Raw genomic sequence first — 21109 nt, 5'->3', positions numbered from 1 at the left:
GGTCACGCGCCGGCCGGTCCGTAGCGTGGCCGCGTGCTCACGCTTCGTACGGCCGCGGTCCTCCTCGCCAGCGCGGATTCCACCGCCGCCCTCTCCACACTGCTCCACGCGATCGGCGTTCGCGGGCCGGCCCGCGCCCTCGATGCCGACCAGCGATCGGCCATCGGTCTCGCGTCGACGTTGAGTGAGGTTCACGTGGCCGCCGGCCCAGGCGCCGTCCGCGCGCTCGTCGCTCGGGTGCGGGACGGCGCGCCCATACGCGAACAGATTCCGCGCATCGCCGCGCGACTCCAGTCGCGCGCCCCGCACGTATTCTGGCTGCTCGCGCTCACCGACCATCGCGACGGCGCCGTCGCTTTCGCCGCCTGGAACGGAGACCGGCGGCCGCCGCGGGTGCGCTCCCTCATCGTCGACCGGGCGCGGGTGATCGACAGCGACGCCGAAACGCTGTGCACGCTCGCCGCCGCCGCCTGCGGCGACGACGGACTCCTGCATCTGCGGTGGTGCGAGGTGCTCGGCCGCGACGCGCTCGGGCGTCGCTTCTATCGCGAACTCGAGCGCCGCGTGGCGGCCATCGCGGATTCGGCGTCGCGCACCGCACCCGCGGCGGAGCGCCGGGAGTTGGCCCTGCTCCACTCGTCGCGGCTCCTCTTTCTGGCGTTTCTCGAAGCCAAGGGCTGGCTCGACGGACACCGAAACTTCCTGACCCGCCTGTTCGACCAGCGCATGGGACGCGGCGGCGGATTCCACGCGCGCACCCTGCGACCCTTGTTCTTCGGCACGCTCAACACGCCTCGCGGGCGTCGCGCATCTACCGCACTCGCCTTCGGCCACGTGCCGTTTCTCAACGGCGGGCTGTTCACGCCCACGCCGCTCGAGCGCCGTCACCGCGAGCTCCACTTTGCCGACGATGCTTTGGGCGCGTTGCTCGGCGATCTGTTTGCCCGTTACCGCTTCACCGCGCGCGAGGAATCCGCCACCTGGAGCGATGCCGCGGTGGATCCGGAAATGCTGGGGCGCGCCTTCGAATCACTCATGGCCTCGGACGACCGGCGCGACAGCGGGGCGTTCTTCACGCCGCAGTCCCTGGTGGGCCGCGTAACCGACCTCGCGCTCGGCGAAGCCCTGCGCACCGCCGGGCTGGCCGAGGACGACACCGCGTGCCTGCTCGCCGGCGAGCAGGTCACCCGGGCCGACCGGCCGGCGGTGCTCACCCGCCTCGGTCGCCTCACGCTGCTCGATCCGGCCTGCGGCTCGGGCGCCTTTCTCGTTCATGCGCTGCAGCGCATCGCGGACCTGCGCGCCCAGCTCGGCGATCCACGGTCGGTGAGCGAGATCCGCCGCGACGCGCTGACGCGCTCCGTTTTCGGCGTGGACCGGAATCCCATGGCGGTCTGGCTCTGCGAGCTGCGGCTGTGGCTGTCCGTGGTGATCGAGAGCGAGGTTGCCGACCCGATGGCCGTTGCGCCCTTGCCCAATCTCGACCGCAACGTGCGCGTGGGTGACGCGCTATCGGGAACCCCCTTCGATGCCGGCGCCACGCTGGTCGCGCGACCGGGGGAACTCGCGACGGCCCGGCGCCGCTACGCCGGGGCCACGGGCGTCCACAAAGCTGCGCTCGCCCGCGCGTTGGACCGCGCCGAGCGGTCCCGAGCGCTCACCATGCTCGATCGCGCGATCACCGGGGTCCAGCATGCGCGCCGCGAGTTGGTACTCGCTGGGCGCGGCCCCGACCTGTTCGGTGAGCGACGTGGCCTGACCGCCGACGATCGCCGCACGCTCACCGACCTGCGATCGCGCGCCGCAGCGTTGCGACACGAGCGCCGCCGGCTGGCCGACGGCGGAGCATTGCCGTTCTCGTTCGGCGCCCATTTCGCCGATGTCGCCGCGGACGGAGGCTTTCAACTGATCGTCGGCAATCCGCCATGGGTGCGACTTCATCGCGTGCCGGCACACGAGCGGGCCGCCCTGCGGCGGAATTACACCGTATTCCGCAACGCGTCGTGGGCCTCCGGCGCCCAAGCCGCGCACGCCGGCTCGGGCTTTGCGGGCCAGGTCGACCTATCAGCGCTGTTCGTAGAGCGCAGCGCCGCGCTCCTCTGCCCGGGGGGTGCGCTGGCGCTCCTCGTACCGGCCAAGCTCTGGTGCTCGCTGGCCGGCGGCGGCGTGCGACGGCTGCTGCACGAGCGGCTCTCGCTCCTCCACGTGGAGGATCTCTCCAACGCCCCCGCCCTGTTCGACGCGGCGGTGTATCCCTCGATCGTCGCAGCCCGGGCGCCGGAGCGTGGTACCGAGCACCCGCCCACGGTGACCGTCGCCGCGGGGAAGCGCGCGACGGTCGTGCAGTGGCGCGCCGAGTCGGGCTCCCTCGCCCTCGACCACACGCCCGGCAGCCCGTGGCTGTTGTTGCCACCGCCTGTCCGCCAGGCCGTCGACTACCTGGCGGCCGTTGGTATACCATTTCTTGAAACCGCGGTGGGTCGCCCGCTGCTCGGCGTGAAGAGCGGGTGCAATGACGCCTTCGTGGTCGAGGTCGTGGACCGCCGTGGCGGCGTGGCCTGCGTCCGCGCCGCCGGCGGCCGGACGGGAGAGGTGGAAGCCGCGCTGCTTCGCCCCGCCATACGCGGCGAAGCCGTGCGCGCCTGGAGCGCCGACACGGGAATGGACCACATCGTCTGGACCTGCGATGCGCGGGGGGCGCCTCTGACCGAACTGCCCGCCCGCACGGCCCGCTGGCTCGGACGGTACAAGCGCCGTCTGCGCGCGCGCAGCGACGCCCGGAACGCCCGGCTTTGGTGGACGCTGTTTCGCACCGAGGGCGCGGCGTGCGATCGGCCGCGCGTGGTATGGGCGGACTTCGGGCGCCGTCCGCGCGCCGTCATCCTCGACGCCGGCGACCGCCGCGTGCCCCTCAACACCTGTTACGTGGCGCGATGCCAGGACCTCGACGACGCTCGCACGCTGGCGGCGATCCTGAACTCGGCCGTCGCTGCCGCGTGGTTGAATGCGCTAGCCGAGCCGGCACGCGGCGGATTCCGCCGTTATCTCGCCTGGACCGTGGGCCGCCTGCCGCTGCCGCGCGACTGGCTCCGCGCGCGCAGGACGCTCGCCCCGCTGGCGGCCGGCATCGCGGAGCGACCCGAACGGGAGCACGTGCCGCACAGCGTGCTCACCGACGCAGTGCTCCACGCCTACCGCCTGGAGCATTCCGACCTGGCCGCGCTGCTCACCTGGACCGCAGCATGACCTGGCGCGCCACGCCGGCGCCCGAAGTGCGCGCCGCGATCGCCGGGCGCTGGCTCGGTGCGCAGGGTCGCGACGCGCTCGGGACGGTCGTTCTCCACCCACACCAACGCGCCGCCGCCGCGCGCCTGCGCACGCTGCTCGGTGAGGCGCGGGGGGCACTCCTTGCCGATCCAGTCGGCCTCGGCAAGACCTACACGGCCCTCTCCGTGGCACGCGGTTCGGCCCGACTCGTCGTCGTCGCGCCGGCCGGTCTGCGCACCATGTGGCACGATGCCCTCGCCGCCGCGGGGGTCCACGCCCGATTCGTCTCGTACCAGGCATTGAGCCGCGGCGCTCTTCCTCCCGTCGCCGACTTCGTGATCCTCGACGAGGCGCATCACGCGCGCAACCCCGCTACCAAACGGTACGGTGCCCTCGCCGCGCTGTGTGCGCGCCCCCCCGTCCTGCTCCTCTCGGCCACTCCGGTTCACAACCGCACCGACGACCTGCGCGCCGAACTGGCGCTATTCCTCGGCCACCGCGCGTGGACGGCCGACGAGCAGGAACTGGCGCACTTCGTCGTGAAGCGCGACAGCACGGACGGCGGCGCGGAAGATGGAGCGCCGGCATTGCCGCGGCTCGGCCGTGTGCGCTGGGTGGAGGTGGGCGACGACGCCGCCGTGCTCGAGGCAATCACCCGTCTGCCGCCGCCCCTTCCGCCGCGCGACGGCGGCGATGGCGGCGCCCTGCTCACGATCTCGCTGGCGCGGCAATGGGCATCGAGTCGGGCGGCGCTGCGGGCCGCGTTGCGCCGCCGGCTCGCCCAGGCCGAAGCCCTGGGCGAGGCGCTGCGCGCCGGCCGTCACCCGTCGCGACAGGAGCTACGCGCCTGGAGCTACGCCGACGGCGTGCTCCAACTCGCCTTTCCCCAGCTCGCCTCCGACACGGTCACCGTGCACGCCGCGCGGTTGCGGCGGGCCAGCCAACGCCATGCCGACGCGGTGGCCGGGTTCCTTCATCGGCTCCCGTCGGGCCTCGATCCCGACGCCGCACGCGCCGCCGCGCTGCGGCGCATCCGGTCCGCGCATCCCGGCGCTCGGATCGTGGTGTTCGCCGAGTTCGCCGCCACCGTGGCCGCGATGTATGCTCGCCTGCGTCCCGGTGGCGGCATCGCCATGCTCACCGACCGCGGCGGATTCGTGGCCGGCGGCCGTGTCACGCGCCGCGAACTACTGGCCCGGTTCGCACCCGGGGGACAGGCCACCACGGCGCCCGCCGAGCGCGTGTCGATGCTCATCACCACCGACCTGCTGAGCGAGGGCGTGAACCTGCAGGACGCGAGCGTGGTGGTGCACGCCGATCTGCCGTGGAGCCCGGCGCGATTCGAGCAGCGCGTGGGCCGCGTGCGCCGTCTTGCCTCGCCGCACGCGGAAGTGCACGTGTACGCGCTGCGCCCGCCGGCCCCGGCCGACCGGTTGCTCGGTCTGGAACGCCGGCTGCGCGACAAGCTCGCGGCCGCCGCTCGTGCGGTCGGCGTGCGAGGAACTATCATGCCCGCCCTCTTCTCCGGCGTCCCGTTCCACGTCCCCCCACCGCAACGCGTCAGCGCTTGCCTCGACCGTTTGCTCGAGGGTTGGCTGCGCGACCGCTCGGCCGGCGAACCTGCCGACGGCCCCTGCGTCGCCGCCGTATATGCCGCGACGGGTGGATGGCTGGCGCTCGTCGAGCGTCAGGGCCGGGCCGAATTGGTGGCCGACGTCGGCCACGACGCGAGCGATGCGCCCGAGGCCGTGCTCGGTGCGGCCCGCCTCGGCGAGGGGACCGAGGCGCCCGTCGAGACGCCGGCCGTGCAGGCCGCAATTCGCCGGATCACCGCGTGGGTCGAGGAGGGCGAGGCGCTCGGCGTGCTCGATCTGGCCAGTGGCGGGGCCGCGCGCGCCCGCCGGCGCCTGCTGCACCGCATCGATGCCATCGCATCGCGGAGCCCGCGGCACCTGCGCGCGCGCCAGATGCCGCTGGCCCACGACGCGCGGCGCGTCGCGACCGCCACCTTCGGGGCCGGCGCCGAGCGCGTGCTCGAGGCATTGGCCGACGCCCGCATGCCAGACGACGCATGGCTCACCGCCGTGCGCACCTTCGCCGAATTGCACGTGCGCGACATCCACCACGGAACGCCGCCGGTAGTCCGCGCCCTGCTCCTCCTCGTCCCTACTTCGCGCCTTTCGGCGGTTGCGGCGGACCCGCCGTGATGGCGTCGCCGATGCGCTCGCGCTGCTGGTCGCGGCGGCTGTCGAGCAGGGCCAGCAGGTTGGCCGATTGGATGAGCGATCGCTCGCCTTTGCTGGTCTGCGACTGGTCGTAGCCGACGAACCGTGCCGTGTCCAGCCTGGCCACGGCGGACTTGCGCGCCATCGAATCGGCAAAGAAGAACACCTCCAGATTGGCGATCCCTATGTGGTACAGCACCCCCGGAATCGCCACCGAGTCCTCACGCGCCGGCGCCGAATCGCGCCGTACCACGAGCCCGGAGCGAAGAAGCCGCTCGGCCAGGCTGCATTCCTTCCACTTGCCGTCGGGCGGACACGGCTCGTTGGCCACCGCCTGCGCCGCCTGCTCCTGCTCGGCGCGCACTTGCTCGGGCGGCGGCCCATGGTCGCAGGCCGCCACCAGGACCAGCGCCAACGCCGCGAGCGCCGGCCCCGCCCGTGTCCCCCTGTCCTTCATGCGTCCGATCATCATGCCGCCAAGATGCCACGCTCACACGGCATTCGGAATCCCCAGGACGTCGGCCGCCTCTTGCGCCGCGTGGAAGAGCAGTCCGAACGTGTCGATCACGAACAGCACGTCCTGCACGTGGTCGATCTCGACCGGCTGGCCCATCACCGCCTCGACCGAGAACGGCCGCCGCTCGCAGTTCGGGCCCAGGGCATTCGCGCAATCGGCGTGCGACGAGATCAGCCCGCTCCCGTACGCCTTCACCTGCCCGTCCTCCTTGACCAGACCGAACTCCACGGTGAACCAGAACAGGCGGGCCATGCCCTGGATCTGTTCCTCGCGTTCGGCACGGCAGGCGATCTGCCCGAATTGCTGCAGGTAGTCGGCGAACGCCGGGCTGGCGTGCAGCGGGACGTGGCCGAACACGTCGTGAAAGATGTCGGGCTCGGGCAGGTAGTCGAGCTGTTCGCGGGGCCGCAGGCTCACCGTGGTCGGAAAGCGGCGCGCCGCCAGACACCGGAAGAACTCGGGCGCCGGCAGGAATCCGCTTACCGGCACTGCCTGCCAGCCCGTGAGCGGTGCCAGCTTCTGGTTCACCACGGCCAGATCCGGCACGCAATCCGGACAGAGCCCGATGCGCTCCGCACCCCGCAGGTAGACGGCGCTGCCGTGCGCGCGTAGGTCTCCCATGCGCCGCTCGTACAGCACGCGCCACACGTCGTGCTGTTCGGCCGTGTAGTCGTGCCAACGCTGCTCGATGAACTGCGATTCGTCGGTTCGCGGGTTCGGGGTGACGTCCAGCATGGTGACCTCTGGTGCGGGAAATAAAAAAGGCGGCCCGTGTGAAACACGGACCGCCTGCGGATTGACTGCTGCGTCAGACTACTTGCGCGCACGCCCCCAGGTTCGGCCCGTGTGAGAGGTCGAATACCAGTAGCAATACCAGGCGCGCGTGTGCGTTGTCATCGAAGGTGAGAATGCCGACCGAGCATTGACTTGTCAAGTGTCGGTCAGGAATCGGCCGAGTCGTCGTCGGCCTCGATGTCCAGATGGAACCGATGCAGAAAACGCTTGGCCGCCGGCGCCAGGAATACCCCCACCGAGGAAATGAACACCACACCGCTGAACAGCGCGTAGAACGACTCGAACCACTTCCCCACCACCGGCTTGACCGGATCCACAGGACCCATTCCGCCCAGAATCATGCTCGCGTTGACGAGAGAATCGAGCCACCCGAGTTCCGCCGTGACGTGGTACCCCACGACACCGATCATCAATGCCGTGCCGACCATCGCGGTCCCCATCAGCGCGTTGCGGGCAAAATGGCGATAGAACGTCTCGCGTGGCGGAAGCGGCGTGTAGCGGTGATGCCGGCGGCGGGGCGCGCGGGCCGGGGCCGCTCGCGGCGGCGCGGGAGTGGAAGTGCGAGCGGGCGGTTCTACCGGGTCATCGGTCGGCATCGGGTCTCTATGGTCCTTGGCGGGGTGGCGCTGGCGCGCCGCGCGCGAACGCGATGAAGTCGGTGGGCTGTGGCGTGTCCCCGGCCGCGCGCACGAGCGCCGCCACCTGTCCGCGGTGGTACGACCCGTGCATCGCGACCTGGGTGAGAATGTCCTGTAGCGTGGACGTGAATTCGTGGCCCGCCGAATTGCGGTAGGTGACCGCCCGTTGGAGGTCACCGGGAGCCAACTGGTCGAGCAGGGAGGTATAGCCGTCGTGGTTCTCGTGCATCAGGGCATCGCACTCGGCCACCGAAAGTGTGGGCGACACGGTGACGTGCGGTGCGGTGCCGCGCACGCGGCTCAACCATACGTGCTCGGCGCCCAACACGTGCGCGAACAACTCCAGAGCGCGCGCTGGCAGATGCTCACTGTCGACGATCGAGTGCAGGGTGCGCGCGTCCGCCCACTGCGCGTGCGTGTACAGCCGCTTGAAATAGTCCATCATCGGGCCGAAGTCCCCCGATCGAGAAGAGGATCGCGTGATCGCCTGACGATAGCGCTCACCGCGGGCGGACGCGAGGCTGCCATTGATAGCGGACGAGCGACACCCGGCCCGCCGCGTTGAACACCACGCCTTCACGCTCGAGGAGCTGCCGCTGCCGGATGCCGGCGCCGGGCCCGTCGCGCCGCAGGCTCACGCGCCCCTCGGCGTTGATCACGCGGTGCCACGGCACGCGGACGCCGGCCCGGAGCGCCGCCATCGCGAAGCCCACCTGCCGCGCGTGACCGGCGAGGCCGGCCAGCCGCGCCACCTGTCCGTAGGTCGCCACGCGGCCGCGCGGAATCTTCCGCGTGACCGCGTAGATGCGCGCGTACGTGCCGCCCGCGGGCGGAGCGGTTCCGGCCTTCACGGCGACAGCCGCCGCGCCGTCAGGCCGCCGACCACTGGCTCGTGCCATTCGGACACCATGCCACCGTCGGCGAGATCAACCGCACGGCCGGCAGGATGATGTCGTTCACGATCGCGTTGACCGACCGCATGCCACGCGGCACCGATCCCCACGGCGACCGCCAGCGCGACGGCGTTCTGCCTGATCAGGAAATCCCTGCAACCCGTCCCGATGGGCGCCTCACGAATGGAGATTGGCCAACCGCACCGCCGCCGGTCCGGCGCCCGTCACGAACGTCTGCGCGCCCGAGCTTGCTGCGGGAAATAATTCACGATATCGCGTCAACCACCGGCGTGCGAATTCCTCTGCTCCGCGATCCTCTACCAGCGCCCAGACGCTCCCGCCGAAGCCCGCGCCGAACGCCGACGCGGCCGCGGCGCCCAACTCTCGCGCTTGGCGCTGCAGTGCAATCGTCTCGGGGATCTGGTTGTGTAGCCAGCGTTCCACATTGACCTGCGACGCGTCCACCAGCGCGCCGAACCCGGCCAGATCGCCCCCCGCCAACGCGGCGTGCGCCGCCGGAATGATGCGCCCGCTCTCCTCGGCGAACTGATCGAACCGCTGCACCAGCACGTGCGCCGGATATTCGGCGTGCGCAGCGCTTCCCAGAACGGCGCGGATGCGGTCGGCCGCGTCGCTCCCGCTTGCCAGCGCGGCGGCCAACGTCGCGTCGTCGCGTCCGGTCGCCGCGTTCCACAACCGAACGATCACGCGCGTCGCCACCGATGCGCGGTTGTACGCGTCGCGGGCCGCGCCCGCCTTCTCGGCCACGATGCCGCTGTCGGCGATCACGAATGTATATCCGGGCGGCACCGCCACCTCGCCCTCGGCACGCACGGGACAGAACGAATACCGGCTGAGCTTGCCCGGGCGGCAACAGAGGATCGCCGTCTGGTCTTCGCTTCCCCCGAACACTCCCACGCCGCGGTCGCCGGCAAGCGTGCCGAAGCTCTCGCCGTTCTCCAGGCACCCCAAGTACGCCGCCAGCGTTTCGCGGCCGGTGATCTCCCGCCGGTACGCCTCACTGCGCTCGAACTCGTTCGCCGCGTCGAGAGCCAGATAGACGCCCACGACCAGCGCGCTCGAGCTACTCACTCCTGCCGCCACCGGCAGGTCGCTGGCGAACGCGATGTCGGCACCGGCGCGAAACTCCGGGAAGTTGCGCGCCAGCCGCCGGGCCACGGTCATCGGGTAGTTGGACCAGTGGCCGACCGTTGGGTCGAGGTCGGGCGAGAAGGCGAACGACGCCTGTCCGCCGGAGCGGGCGTCCACCACCCGGATCATGTCGTCGGGCCGCGGCGACACCAGCATGCAGAGGCCACGCTCCACGGCGCACAGCAGACTCCGGCCGCCGGCGTAGTCCGTGTGCTTGCCCAGCACCTCCATCCGGCCCGGCACGAACAGGGCGACAGGGTCCCCCGCTGCCCGCGCCCCCGATCCGAGCGCCGCGCCGGCCGCCGCGAACAACGGCGCTTTGGCTTCGGCGGCCGGCGGCGCCATTCCGGCGTTTATTAAACTATTAATATAGTCCCACCTCATGGGCGAGGGTCCACGCCGGCCAGGCGTTCACGGACCGCCGCGATGTCGGCCCGGCTCGACAGATCGAGCACGCCCGCGGCCACGCGAACCACGGTGAACCGCTCGCCAAGTTCCTCGATCGCGATCCGCACGGCATCCTGGAGTTCCAGCTCACCTCGTGCCGACGGCACGGTGCGCCGGCACGCCTCGTAGATCGCCGGCGTGAACACCCAAGCGTTCATGCTCACCAGCGCGTCGGCGCCCAGGGCGCGCGCCATGTCGGCGTCCGGTTTCTCGACGATCCGGACCAGCGTTCCGTCGGCGCGCACGACGATCAGCGCGTACTTGAGCACCCGCTCGGCCTCGATGTTGCTCTCCCGGATGAGCGCGGCGCGCTCGAAGCCGAGCAGCCCGGCGCCGGGCAGGGCGCGCAGCGCCGCCAGCGCGGGCGCCGGATAGTAGTTGTCGGAATTCACCATCAACACCCGGTCACTGCCCGCGAACCCTTCGGCCGCCAATAGCGCGTCGGCCGTGCCCCGCGGCTCGGCCTGCACCGCGAACGACACCCGCACCCGCTTCGCCGGTGCCTGGCGCATGTAATAGTCACGGACGTCCGTGTGTTCGGGGCCGATCACGAGGCAGACCTCCGTGCACCCGGCATCGGCCAACGCGCTCAGCGCGTAGTCCAGGAACGGGCGGCCCACGGGAATCATCGCCTTCATCCCGCGCGCCGCGGCCGCCCGCTGCGCGTCGTCGAGCAGCGCCGTTCCGTCCTCGGCTCGCATCCGCGTGCCCAGCCCCCGCGCCAGCACGACGGCCTTGGCCACCGCGGGCCGAGGATCGGTCATGAGCCTTCGGCCGCCTCCGATCCCGCGCCCGACCACAGACGCGGCACCAACCGCCACAGCCCGAGCCCACTGATCACGAACAGCACGATCCACATGATCGCCTGCGGCCGCCGCCCATAGAGAACGCTGCCCGTGCCGAACAGCGCCGAGTACACGAATAGACAGCCGAGCATCCAGCCCAGCATCGCCTGCGGCAAACTGTCGGGCGACGCGCCCAGACCCGACTCGTCGCGGATGTGCTTCCACCCAGGGCCTGCGGGCCGCACCAGTCTGTAGAAGTTGAGCAGCGTGGCGTGGTCGTGCGGCTCCGTGAGAAACGTCACGGCCACCCACACCACGGTGGTCGTGGCCACCGTGATCACGAGCGAGACGTCCGCCGGCACCGGGTGCCCCATCTTGCCGGCCGCGAAAAAGCCGAGCGCAACGAGGAACGAGCTGGCCATCGCTGACACCTCGCTCCACGCGTTGATGCGCCACCAGAACCAGCGCAGTAGGTAGATCAATCCGGTGCCGGCCCCCACCGAGAGAATCAGGTCGAACGCCTGCTTGGCCGTGTCCAGTTCAAACGTCAGCAACGCGGCGCAGACCATGAGCCCCGCCGTGACCAGCCGCCCCACGAACACGTAGTGCTTCTCCGACTGGTCGCGTTTGATGAACCGCCGGTAGAAATCGTGCACCAGGTACGACGTCCCCCAATTGAGATGCGTCTCGATGGTCGATCGGTACGCGGCCAGCATGCCCGCCACCATCAGTCCGAGGAATCCCGCCGGCAGGAAGCGCAGCATGGCGGGATACGCGATGTCGTCGCCCAGCAGCTTGGGATCGAGCGCCGGAAAGGTGTGCTGGATGGACGCCAGATCCGGGTAGATGATCGTGCTCGCCAGCGCGACGATGATCCACGGCCACGGGCGCAGCGCGTAGTGCATCACGTTGAACAGCAGCGTGCCGGTGAGCGCGTCCTTCTCGGTGCGCGACGCCAGCATGCGCTGGGCGATGTAACTGCCGCCCCCAGGCTCGGCGCCGGGATACCACACAGACCACCACTGGACGGTCACCGGGATGATCAGCACCGAAAGCGCCACCGGCCAGTTGCCGAAGTCGGGGAGCAAATTGAGCGTTTTCGGATCGATCTTGTGGATCAGGCCGGACAGGCCGCCGATCTGCGGCTGCTTGACCGCGAAATACGCCACGGCGAACGTGCCCGTCATCGTGATCGTGAATTGGATGGAGTCGGTCACCAGCACGCCCCACAGTCCGGACACCGACGCGAAGAAAATGGTGATCACGGCGGCGATGGACAGCGTCTGCCAGGGCGGCCAGCCAAGCACGATGCTGGCGATCTTCACCGCCGCCAGATTCACCGTGGCCATGATCACGCAGTTGAAGAACAGTCCCAGGTACACGGCCCGGAACCCGCGCACGAACGTCGCCGCCCTGCCCGAATAGCGCAACTCGTAGAACTCGAGATCGGTCAGCACGCGCGACCGCCGCCACATGCGCGCAAAGAAGAACACCGTCATCATGCCGGTGAGCAGAAACGCCCACCACAACCAGTTGTCCGCCACACCGTTCTGGCGGACCATGTTGGTCACGAGGTTCGGGGTGTCGGTGCTGAACGTCGTGGCCACCATCGACACGCCCACCAGCCACCATGGCGCCGCCCGCCCCGACGTGAAGAACTCGGCGGTGCTCGACCCCGCGCGTTTGTAGAAGAACAGGGCCGGTAGGAACGACACCACGATCGATACCGCGATGATGGTCCAGTCGAGTCGCGTGAAGTGCATGTGGATGGAACCGGAGAGGCGGGTGTGACGATCGGATCCGCGCGAACCGGGGAGAATCAACACCACCCGCCCGGCGGCGTCCAGCACCGCCGCCACGGCCGGGCAGCGTCCACGACCATCGGCTCGAGGCAGCGGAAGTCATCGGCGAATGGTGCTCCGCGCATTCCCCAGCGCCCAGGCCGCCTCGGTGCGCGCCGCCCCCAGCATGGCCCGAGCTACGAATGCGATCGGCGATCCGCCGCTGAATGCCGCGGCGACCGCGAACAACGTACGCGGCAGCACCCGCCGGTTATCGGCGATGGCGTAAACAGGCTCCCAGCCCTGCGGCATGAGCTTGGCCTTGAATGCGTCGAGGCCGTCGAAGTTGTAGAACCGACGCCCGTGCGCCCGGACCGACGACAGCACCACGCGCAGCCACGCCGGATTGACCATCTCGTCCAGGTGCGACCGCCGCGAGAGCGGCGACAGCCCCAGCGTCACGTAGGCCGCGCCCTCGGCCGCGAACGTGCGCATCGCTGCATCGACCAGCAGTTCGTTGGTGCCGTTGGCCGCGCCGCGCCCACGGATGAGTTGCTCCACCAGCCATCCCCGACGCTGCGGAACCGGCGAGGCGAGCAGGAACCCCGCCACCCCGTGGCCTGCTCGCTCGGCCACGAAAACGCGGCGGTCGTCCAGCCGGTCGAGCGTGCGCGGCTCCACCAGGAAGTGCATCGGCGGCAGGCCGCGCGTGGTCCCCCATTCGCGCAGACAGCGCCACAGATCCGCGTGCCCGTTGGCCCGGGCTGCCGGCCACTCGATGACCGTCACACCCTTGTTGACTGCCCGGTGCAGTTGAGCGCGCACCGATGCCCGGTGTGCCACGATGGACGACCATGCCGCCGGATCCCACACAGGATTCCCGCCCAGGATCACGAACGCGCGCCCGGTGTCCCCCCGCAACGTCCCCGCGAAACGCTCGGCCGCGCCGAAATAGCAGACGTGGCTTCCGTTGGCGCGCGCCTCATGCTCGAATTCGTCCACCACCCCAGCCACGCGCTCGGCGGCGCATACCGGATCGCCCGCCACCACATACACACCGTGGTAGCGGGCGTACCCGATCACCGCATCGCCGCTCGCCGCAAACCAGTGGGCGATGCCCGGATTCAGAATCTGATAGGCCGTGGCGTTCCAGCCGTGGCGGAGCACCAACAACCGAGCCCGGGCCGTTTCGGGCTCGGCGATCGGACCGATCACGCGCCGGTCAACGACCCGGCCGTTCCACCAGCGCGGCCAGACGTCCCAATCGCGCCTGCCAGAATTTCTTCATCTGCTCGGCGCGCCGCGCCGTCGGCAAGCCGTCATGGTCCACCATCACATGAGCGCGCCCATTGCCACGTGGCATGAAGAACACCCTTAGCCGCGTGCCGGCCCACTCACCGTGCAGTGATACACCCGACGTCGTGTCGACCACCACCAACTGGTCGTCGCGCAGCCATTCGCGCCGCCGCGTGTCATCGGTCCACGCGGCATACACCAGATCCACGGCCACACCCACGGTGCGCGAGGCCGAGGCCGCGAACCCCTTGTGACCGTCCGCCGCAAACGCGTCAATCCCGCGTGCCGTATCGGACGATGTGTGGTGCGCCATGCGCGCCTCCGTATGGTTTTCCCGGACAGGCCCGCATGTCCATCGCGGGCCCAACCCCCTCGGGCCTTGGCAATCCATATGTATTATGGGTCGTTGGGGCCCGCGTTCGCCATCCTCCATGACATGACACCCCTGTCGGGCGCTCCCCGTATCCTTAAAGGGAGCACACCCGCCCGTTCGCCCGATCAGCCCCCACCCCGTCCCACCCCATGGCCATCGACCCCGATCTCCCATTCGTCCTCGCCGGCCTTGCCATCGTGGCCGGAACCGTCATCTCGCTCGCCCGGATCTTCGTGAACCGGCGCCCTTCCGAGGGGGTGGCGCCCGCCGAGTTGCGCCAGATCGAGGAGCGCCTGGCCCGCATCGAGCAGGCGGTGGACTCCATCGCCATCGAAACCGAACGGATCTCCGAAGGCCAGCGATTCACCACCCGACTGCTGGCCGACCGCGCCAGTCAGCCGGCCGCCCCCCGCCCTCCGGGCGGCTGACCGCCGTTCGCCGGCCCCCCCGTTTCCCCGTTGCGCGTTTTTCGGGCTGGGGGTAGAATTCCCTAGCGATTTCCGCACCGTCGGTGCGGGCACGTTCCACGGACGACCTGGGGCCTGGCATTCGCTGGGTCTTTTTTTCGTCCGATATCGCGCGTAGCGTCCGGCAAGTGTCCGGCGATATGGGAACAACGCCCATCGTGAGGGCTCTGGTCACGAACAAGATTGTCGTCGGCACGTACGGCCATACCGGACTCCGACCACAACAACACACAGGAGTACCGTTATGCGTACGACCGGCACCGTGAAGTGGTTCAACGACGCGAAGGGCTTCGGCTTTATTACGCCGGAGAACGGCCAGAAGGATTGCTTCGTTCACCACTCCGCCATCCAGGGCAGCGGCTTCAAGTCGTTGGCCGAGGGTGAGCGCGTCGAGTTCGACATCGTCCAGGGCCAGAAGGGCCCGGCCGCCGAGAACGTCGTCAAGCTCGGCCGCTAAGGCCAGGGCGCCTTCGGGCGTCACCACAATGGCCGGCCCGGGTAACCCGAGCCGGCCATTGTCTTGTTGCCACTCGTGCATTCGCCTATGACCCGCTTCACCCTGCTGTTCGATCTCGATGGCACCCTCATCGATTCGATCGAACTCATCCAGCGCTCCAAGTCGTACGCGTTCGAGGCGCGCGGGCTCACCGCGCCACCCGACCGGGAGTGGCTGAACTGGATCGGCACCCCGCTCCGCTCCATGTTCCAGCGCTACACCGACGATGAGACCGAGGTCGAGCGCTTCATCGCCGCCTACCGCGAATTTCAACTGGCCCACCACGACCGCCTCGTGCACGCCTACGAAGGCGCTGACGCGTCGCTTGCCGAGCTCCGCGAGCGAGGCCACGCTATCGGCATCGTGACCAGCAAGTCGGTGGAGCTCTCCGAACGCGGCCTCACTCACGTCGGCCTGCGCCGCTACGTCGACACGATCGTCGGCTTCGACTCCACCGAGCGCCACAAGCCCGATCCCGAGCCCGTCCGCGTGGCGCTCGAGCGCCTCGGCGGTCGCGCTGATCGCGCGCTGTTCGTAGGCGACTCGCTGCACGACATGCACGCCGGCAACGCTGCAGGCATCGGCACCGTGGCCGCGCTCTGGGGCCCGTTCTCGCGACAGGAACTCGCCCCGTCGGCCCCACGCTTCTTTGCCGATCGGTTGGCCGACCTTCCGGCGCTCGTGGCCGGCCTCGAGGCCTCCCCCGAAACCCCTTAGCGCCGCCTGGCGTAGGCCCCACGGCACCCACCCGGCCGGAAACCGCCTTCCGTCCGGGGTTCAAACCTTTTGCTCCCGTCAGGTATCCCATCCAGCGTACGGACGGAGACCGACGACGCATGACCGCTGTGGCCATACTCGACTCGCCGAATTCCAATCCGTCCGATGCCGACGTGGCCCAGGCCGCGGCGGGGGATCGGACGGCGTTCGAGAGGCTGTACCGGAAACACGTCGACCGGGTGTTCTCCCTCTGCGCGCGCATGGTCGCCAACCGCGCTCGCGCCGAGGAACTCACACAAGATGTCTTCGTCCGCGCTTGGGAGAAGCTGCATCTCTTCCGAGGGGAGAGTTCCTTCCCCACGTGGCTGCACCGGCTGGCCGTGAACGTCGTGCTCAACGAGCGCAGGACCGATTCGCGACGGCAGGCGCGGTTCGAGGAGGAGGACGAGGATTGCGGCATGGATGCCCACGCCAGCGTGGTGGGCTCGACCCTTCAGCCGGGCGACCTGCTCGACCTCGAAGAGGCGATGACGCGGCTGCCTCCGGGCGCACGCCGGGTCTTCACGCTGCACGACGTGGAGGGGTATAAGCACGAGGAGATCGCCGACATGCTCGGCGTGACCACCGGAGCCACCAAGGCCCAGTTGCACCGGGCCCGGCTCCTTCTGCGGGAGGCGTTGAATCGATGACCGGTGAGAGTTCCAGCATCACCTGCGAGGTCTTCAGCCAACGGCTGATGGATTTCCTGGAGGGCGACCTGGACGGGGCGCCCCGCAACGCGCTCGAGGCGCACGCGCGCCAATGCGCCGCGTGTGGCGCACTCCTCGCCGACCTGCGGCGCCTGAGCGCCGAGGCATCGCGGCTCCCCACGCTCACTCCGTCGCGTGATCTATGGGGTAGCGGCATCGCGGCGCGCATCGAGGCGCCGGTCGTGCCGCTCGCTCCACGTCGACTGAGTTGGCGGTCGCCACGCATCGTCACCGCCGGCCTGGCGGCGGCGTTGGTGCTCGCCGCCGCGCTCGGTTACGAGACCGCGCGGCGCGGCGCGCCGCAGCCGGGTGCGCCTTCCGCTTCCGCTGGCCCTGTAATGCAACAGCCGGTGCCCGACGTCCGACGGCCGGTCGACGGCGCCGCCGCACCGGCCCCGTCGCGCGGTGCCGTGCTCGCCGCGAACCGAGCCGCCGACGCCACGCCGGCCGCCGTGCAGGAATCGTACGACTCCGAAATCTCAGGTCTGCGCGCCATACTCGACGCGCGCCGCAGTCAGCTCGACACGACCACGGTGGCCGTGATCGAGAAGAATCTCGCCGTCATCGACTCGGCCATCGTGCAGTGCCGGGCCGCGCTGACCAAGGATCCTGCCAGCCGTTACCTCATGCGGTCGCTCAGCCAATCGCTCGATACGAAAGTGCAGCTCCTGCGCATCGCCGCGGGGCTTCCCGCGAGCACCTAGGACATGACACCCATTCCCATGCGTTCATCCCTTCTGGTTGCGTTCCTTCTGCTCGCCGCGGCAGTGCCCGCTGCGGCGCAGCAGCGCCGCGACGACGGCCTCCTCTATGACCGCGACCGCGGCGGACGGCTCGACACGACGGTCACCCTCGACCGCGGCGGGCTGGTGGCGCTCACCACGCGGCATGGCGATGTCCGCGTGCACACCGGCCCCGCAAACACCGTCGTCGTGCACGCCACCGCGGAGCGGGGCCGCATCAGGTTCGACGCGTCGCGCGACCGAGTGGCGGTGGACGCGTCAGACCTGGGAGGCGACGTGCGATTCGACATCACCGTGCCGCTGGGCGCCCGCGTGTCGTCGCAATCCCAAGGCGGGGATGTTTCGGTGAGCGGCACCGGCGGGGACGTCTCGGTGCATAGCCAGACCGGCGACGTGACCGTCCAGAACGCTTCGGGCCACGTCGATCTCAGTACACTCTCGGGCGACATCACGGCCTCCGATCTCCGGGGCGACGTGAGCGCGAGCAGCGTGAGCGGCGAGATCAGACTCACCGGCGTCACCGGCAACGTGAGCGCCGCGTCGGTGAGCGGCGACGTGACCCTGTCACGCGTCACCTCGCAGAGCGTGAGCGCGCAGAGCACGAGCGGCGACGTGGGCTTCGACGGCGCCATCGCCGCCGACGGGCGCTATGACCTCGGCTCGCATTCCGGCGACGTCACGCTCACCATCCCGGCCGACGCCAGCGCCCAGCTCACCGTGTCCACCTGGAACGGCTCGATCGACAGCGAATTCCCGATCACGCTCGAGCCCGGCGAACACGGCATCGGCGCCGGCACCAGTAAGCGGTTCACGTTCACCATTGGCGGGGGCGCGGCGCGCATCTCCGCCCAGACCTTCAGCGGCGACGTCGTCATCCGGCGCCGCGGCGGCAAGTGAGCCGCCACCTGTTCTCTCGAGTCCTCTCACCGGTCCCCTCCATGCGCACACTCCTCGGTCTCACGTTCGTGGCCCTCACCGCCTCCGCAGCCAGCGCCCAACGCACCGACTTTCCATGGTCCAAGGCCGAAGACGCGGGCACCGTCGTCTCGGTGCACGACATCACGGGTGACGTGACGTATCTGCCGGCCGCCGGCAACACCGTCGAGGTCACGACGCGGCGCCACGGCGGATCGGACGACGACGTCTACGCCACGGTCAAGGAGTACTCACACCACATCGTGGTCTGCGTGCTCTATCGCGACAGCGACGCGTCGTGCGATGAGGACGGCGCGCAGATGCACTCGCACGGCCGCCACGCGGACCACGACGGGACGATCGACGTGACGGTGCACCTCCCCACCTCGATGTTCGCCGACGCCCACTCGGTGAGCGGCGACATCCACATTGACGGCGCCCATGGCGACGTGCGGGCGGCCAGCGTGAGCGGCGACGTCACGCTACGCAACCTGGCTGCCACCGGTGTGAGCGCCACGTCGGTGAGCGGTGACGTGGACGTCGGCATCACCGCGCTGTCGGGCAGTGGGGATCTCACGTTCCGCAGCGTGAGCGGTGACGTCACCGTGTCTGTCCCGCCTGGGCTCGACGCTGACTTCTCCATGGCCACGGTGAGCGGCGACCTCGACACTGACTTCCCGCTCACCCTCAGCGGCCGCATGGGGCGCCGCCACATCAGCGCCCGCATCGGCAAGGGCGGCCGGACGCTCTCCGTCTCCACCGTGAGCGGCGACGTGCGCCTGCGCTCCGCCAAGTGACAGATGATCTCCCGATGAGTAGGATTCTCCATATGCGCCGACTGCTCGCCATTACCGCTGCCGTCGCCGCCGGGCTGTCCGCGGCCACGGTGCAGGCCCAGGGCGCGCCCGACCAGACTCCCGCGCATTGGGCGTGGAAGGTGCCCGACGGGCGCTGGATCACGATCCGCAACCTCAACGGCCGCATCGTCGTGCAGAAAGCAACCGGCGATAGCGTCACGGTCAGCGCCACGATGCACGTGCGCCGCGGCGATCCGCATTACGTGCGGTACGACGTCCAACGGTACGGGACCGACAACCAGGACGTGCTCGTCTGCGCGCTCTGGGGCCCCGACGCCCGCTGCACGCCCGCCGGCTACGACTCCGAGGGGGGCAGCCGCAGACGCGACAACGACATCCGTGTCGACTTCCAGGTGGCCGTGCCGGCAGGCGTGAAGGTCAACGTGCACACCGTCAACTCCGACGTGTCCGTCACCGGCGTGACCTCGGAGGTACGCGTCGGCACCGTCAACGGCAGCGTGAACGTCGAGACCGACGGCGGGCCCGTGTCGGCCAGCAGCGTCAACGGCATGGTCCACGCCTCGCTACTCCACTATCACCCCACCGAAGGCATGCGCTTCACGAGCGTCAACGGGTCGGTGATCGTCGAGTTGGCCAACGACGTGAACGCCGACGTCGAGCTGAGCACCGTGAATGGCCGCTTCACGACAGACTTTCCGGTCACCCTGAACGGGCATATCGATCCCCGGCATCTTCACGCCCAGCTTGGCCAGGGCGGCCCGCGCATCGTCATGCACACCATCAACGGAAACGTCGAACTGCGCAAGCACTGATTGCGCTTCGCGTTCCGCCACCACTCCCTACCACCACTGGCACTCGGCACCCGCTGCCGGGTAAACTTGGAGGTAGGGTCTTTTCTCTTTCAGGAGTCGGATCGAATCATGGGTTTCTCGCGATACTCGGTCGCTGCCACCCCTCGCGTTCTCTCGGGTGTCGAGCGCGCGACACTGGTGCGCCGCACGTACGGGCTGGTCTTCCTGGGCATTGTCGTGTCGTTGATCGGCGCCGCGTTCACGTTCACGCAGCCGGCGCTGCTGAGCGCGGTGGCGGCCCATCCGTTCATCAGCTTCTTCTGCACGCTGGCGCCGTTGTTCATGGCCCAGTCGCAGGCGAGGAACTTCCCTCGCAACATCATTCTCACGTTGCTCTACACGTTCGTGATCGGCGTGTGGATCGCGCCCATCCTGCTGTTCTACGCCAAGATGCAGCCCGGAGCCATCGGCGAGGCAGGGCTGCTCACCTTTGCGACCTTCGGTGCGCTGACCCTGTACGCCACGTTCAGCCGGCGCGACTTCAGCGCGTGGGGCGGGTTCTTTGCCGTCGGGTTGGTGGTGCTGTTCCTCACCATGCTCATCGGGGTCTTCTTTCCTAGCGTGGGCGGGTCGACCTGGATCGCCGGCGCAGGGGTCTTCGTGTTCGCCGGCCTGCTCGTCTTCGACACCTGGCGTATCACGCGCTCCGGGCAGTTGAGCGACCAGGACTACGTCATCGCTGCAGTCACGATCTTTCTCGACCTGCTCAACCTGTTCCTGTTCATGCTGAGCCTGGTGAGCGGCGGTCGCGACCGGCGCTGAGGGCCCTCGCCGGCCGTGGTGGGCAGCGAGCCGTCAACGGTTCGCTGTCTACCGTCTCTCGATCTTCCCCGCCAGGTCGAGATCCAGCGATGTGATGCCACCCGCCGAATGGGTGGCCAGCGTCAACGTCACCTTGGTGTAGCGAATGTCGATGTCGGGATGGTGGTCCATGGCATCGGCGATGCCGGCCACCTTGTTCACGAAGGCGATGCCGTCCGCGAACCGTGCGAACGTGTAACTCTTCACCAGCGTTTCGCCGCGCCGGGACCATCCAGGCATCGCGCCGAGCGCACGCTGAATCTCGACATCCGATAGCTTTTCGGGCATGGCTCCTCTCCTCCGTGCGGTCGGTCGACCGCACACGGCCGGGGTCTCCGGATAGTACGCATCCGGGCGGATTCGCGAAATGGCCGGCGGGGGCA

22 protein-coding genes are annotated in these 21109 nt (G+C 69.5%); 11 read left to right on the top strand and 11 right to left on the bottom strand.

What is annotated here, in order from left to right; all coding sequences use genetic code 11:
- Positions 1 to 33: 33 nt before the first annotated feature.
- Together VNF92_08535 and VNF92_08530 are read left to right on the top strand one after the other, a co-directional pair.
- A complete protein-coding gene (locus VNF92_08535; protein ID HVA57924.1) occupies positions 34 to 3246 on the top strand; it encodes a DNA methyltransferase in 3213 nt (1070 codons plus the stop codon).
- Positions 3243 to 5474, top strand: coding sequence for a DEAD/DEAH box helicase (locus tag VNF92_08530; GenBank protein ID HVA57923.1), 2232 nt, complete (start codon positions 3243 to 3245; stop codon positions 5472 to 5474). Before VNF92_08535 ends, VNF92_08530 begins: the two co-directional genes overlap by 4 nt.
- Here the strand turns inward: VNF92_08530 and VNF92_08525 are convergent.
- From VNF92_08525 to VNF92_08480, 10 genes are all read right to left on the bottom strand, one after another.
- Positions 5434 to 5949 carry a hypothetical protein gene (locus VNF92_08525; protein HVA57922.1) on the bottom strand — a complete coding sequence of 172 codons (516 nt, stop codon included), beginning with the start codon at positions 5947 to 5949 and terminating at the stop codon, positions 5434 to 5436. The two genes, VNF92_08530 and VNF92_08525, sit on opposite strands and share 41 nt — an antisense overlap.
- A 33-nt stretch (positions 5950 to 5982) precedes the next feature.
- Positions 5983 to 6744, bottom strand: coding sequence for a phenylalanine 4-monooxygenase (locus tag VNF92_08520; protein HVA57921.1), 762 nt, complete (start codon positions 6742 to 6744; stop codon positions 5983 to 5985).
- A 206-nt stretch (positions 6745 to 6950) separates the two neighbouring features.
- Positions 6951 to 7244: a hypothetical protein gene (locus VNF92_08515; GenBank protein ID HVA57920.1), complete on the bottom strand. Its 294-nt coding sequence runs from the start codon at positions 7242 to 7244 to the stop codon at positions 6951 to 6953.
- Between the two features lie 163 nt (positions 7245 to 7407).
- Positions 7408 to 7887 (bottom strand): DinB family protein, encoded by a 480-nt coding sequence (locus VNF92_08510; protein HVA57919.1) that lies wholly within the window; start codon positions 7885 to 7887, stop codon positions 7408 to 7410.
- Between the two features lie 55 nt (positions 7888 to 7942).
- Positions 7943 to 8293: an MGMT family protein gene (locus VNF92_08505; GenBank protein ID HVA57918.1), complete on the bottom strand. Its 351-nt coding sequence runs from the start codon at positions 8291 to 8293 to the stop codon at positions 7943 to 7945.
- Between the two features lie 219 nt (positions 8294 to 8512).
- A complete protein-coding gene (locus VNF92_08500) occupies positions 8513 to 9871 on the bottom strand; it encodes a galactokinase family protein (GenBank protein HVA57917.1) in 1359 nt (452 codons plus the stop codon).
- Complete coding sequence (locus tag VNF92_08495) at positions 9868 to 10698, bottom strand: sugar phosphate nucleotidyltransferase (protein ID HVA57916.1); 831 nt, start codon at positions 10696 to 10698, stop codon at positions 9868 to 9870. Before VNF92_08495 ends, VNF92_08500 begins: the two co-directional genes overlap by 4 nt.
- Complete coding sequence (locus tag VNF92_08490) at positions 10695 to 12578, bottom strand: sodium:solute symporter family protein (GenBank protein HVA57915.1); 1884 nt, start codon at positions 12576 to 12578, stop codon at positions 10695 to 10697. Before VNF92_08490 ends, VNF92_08495 begins: the two co-directional genes overlap by 4 nt.
- Positions 12579 to 12620: 42 nt before the next feature.
- Complete coding sequence (locus tag VNF92_08485; protein HVA57914.1) at positions 12621 to 13715, bottom strand: DUF2156 domain-containing protein; 1095 nt, start codon at positions 13713 to 13715, stop codon at positions 12621 to 12623.
- A gap of 7 nt (positions 13716 to 13722) precedes the next feature.
- Complete coding sequence (locus VNF92_08480; protein ID HVA57913.1) at positions 13723 to 14109, bottom strand: hypothetical protein; 387 nt, start codon at positions 14107 to 14109, stop codon at positions 13723 to 13725.
- A 209-nt stretch (positions 14110 to 14318) separates the two neighbouring features.
- Here VNF92_08480 and VNF92_08475 point away from each other — a divergent pair, with 209 nt between their 5' ends.
- The 9 genes from VNF92_08475 (at position 14319) to VNF92_08435 (ending at position 20687) form a co-directional block, all read left to right on the top strand.
- Complete coding sequence (locus tag VNF92_08475) at positions 14319 to 14597, top strand: hypothetical protein (protein HVA57912.1); 279 nt, start codon at positions 14319 to 14321, stop codon at positions 14595 to 14597.
- Positions 14598 to 14880: 283 nt separating this feature from the next.
- On the top strand, positions 14881 to 15093 hold the full coding sequence (locus tag VNF92_08470) for a cold-shock protein (GenBank protein HVA57911.1): 213 nt from the start codon (positions 14881 to 14883) through the stop codon (positions 15091 to 15093).
- 87 nt (positions 15094 to 15180) lie between these two features.
- A complete protein-coding gene (locus VNF92_08465) occupies positions 15181 to 15849 on the top strand; it encodes an HAD-IA family hydrolase (GenBank protein HVA57910.1) in 669 nt (222 codons plus the stop codon).
- A gap of 119 nt (positions 15850 to 15968) precedes the next feature.
- The gene (locus VNF92_08460) at positions 15969 to 16538 is read left to right on the top strand and encodes an RNA polymerase sigma factor (protein ID HVA57909.1); all 570 of its coding nucleotides are present in this window, start codon (positions 15969 to 15971) and stop codon (positions 16536 to 16538) included.
- On the top strand, positions 16535 to 17302 hold the full coding sequence (locus VNF92_08455; GenBank protein ID HVA57908.1) for a zf-HC2 domain-containing protein: 768 nt from the start codon (positions 16535 to 16537) through the stop codon (positions 17300 to 17302). Before VNF92_08460 ends, VNF92_08455 begins: the two co-directional genes overlap by 4 nt.
- An 18-nt stretch (positions 17303 to 17320) precedes the next feature.
- Entirely contained in the window at positions 17321 to 18238 is a 918-nt protein-coding gene (locus tag VNF92_08450) for a DUF4097 family beta strand repeat-containing protein (protein ID HVA57907.1), read from the top strand.
- Between the two features lie 41 nt (positions 18239 to 18279).
- Complete coding sequence (locus VNF92_08445) at positions 18280 to 19053, top strand: DUF4097 family beta strand repeat-containing protein (protein ID HVA57906.1); 774 nt, start codon at positions 18280 to 18282, stop codon at positions 19051 to 19053.
- A gap of 32 nt (positions 19054 to 19085) precedes the next feature.
- On the top strand, positions 19086 to 19886 hold the full coding sequence (locus tag VNF92_08440; protein ID HVA57905.1) for a DUF4097 family beta strand repeat-containing protein: 801 nt from the start codon (positions 19086 to 19088) through the stop codon (positions 19884 to 19886).
- A gap of 108 nt (positions 19887 to 19994) precedes the next feature.
- Positions 19995 to 20687, top strand: a complete 693-nt coding sequence (locus VNF92_08435; GenBank protein HVA57904.1) for a Bax inhibitor-1/YccA family protein — start codon at positions 19995 to 19997, stop codon at positions 20685 to 20687.
- Between the two features lie 48 nt (positions 20688 to 20735).
- On the opposite strand, the gene VNF92_08430 is transcribed toward VNF92_08435, so the two are convergent.
- Positions 20736 to 21014, bottom strand: a complete 279-nt coding sequence (locus tag VNF92_08430; GenBank protein HVA57903.1) for a 4a-hydroxytetrahydrobiopterin dehydratase — start codon at positions 21012 to 21014, stop codon at positions 20736 to 20738.
- Positions 21015 to 21109: the final 95 nt, after the last annotated feature.

This window comes from Gemmatimonadaceae bacterium, assembly GCA_035533015.1.
Classification (GTDB): Bacteria; Gemmatimonadota; Gemmatimonadetes; order Gemmatimonadales; family Gemmatimonadaceae; genus JAGWRI01.
This window is presented reverse-complemented; position numbering and strand designations above follow the sequence as displayed.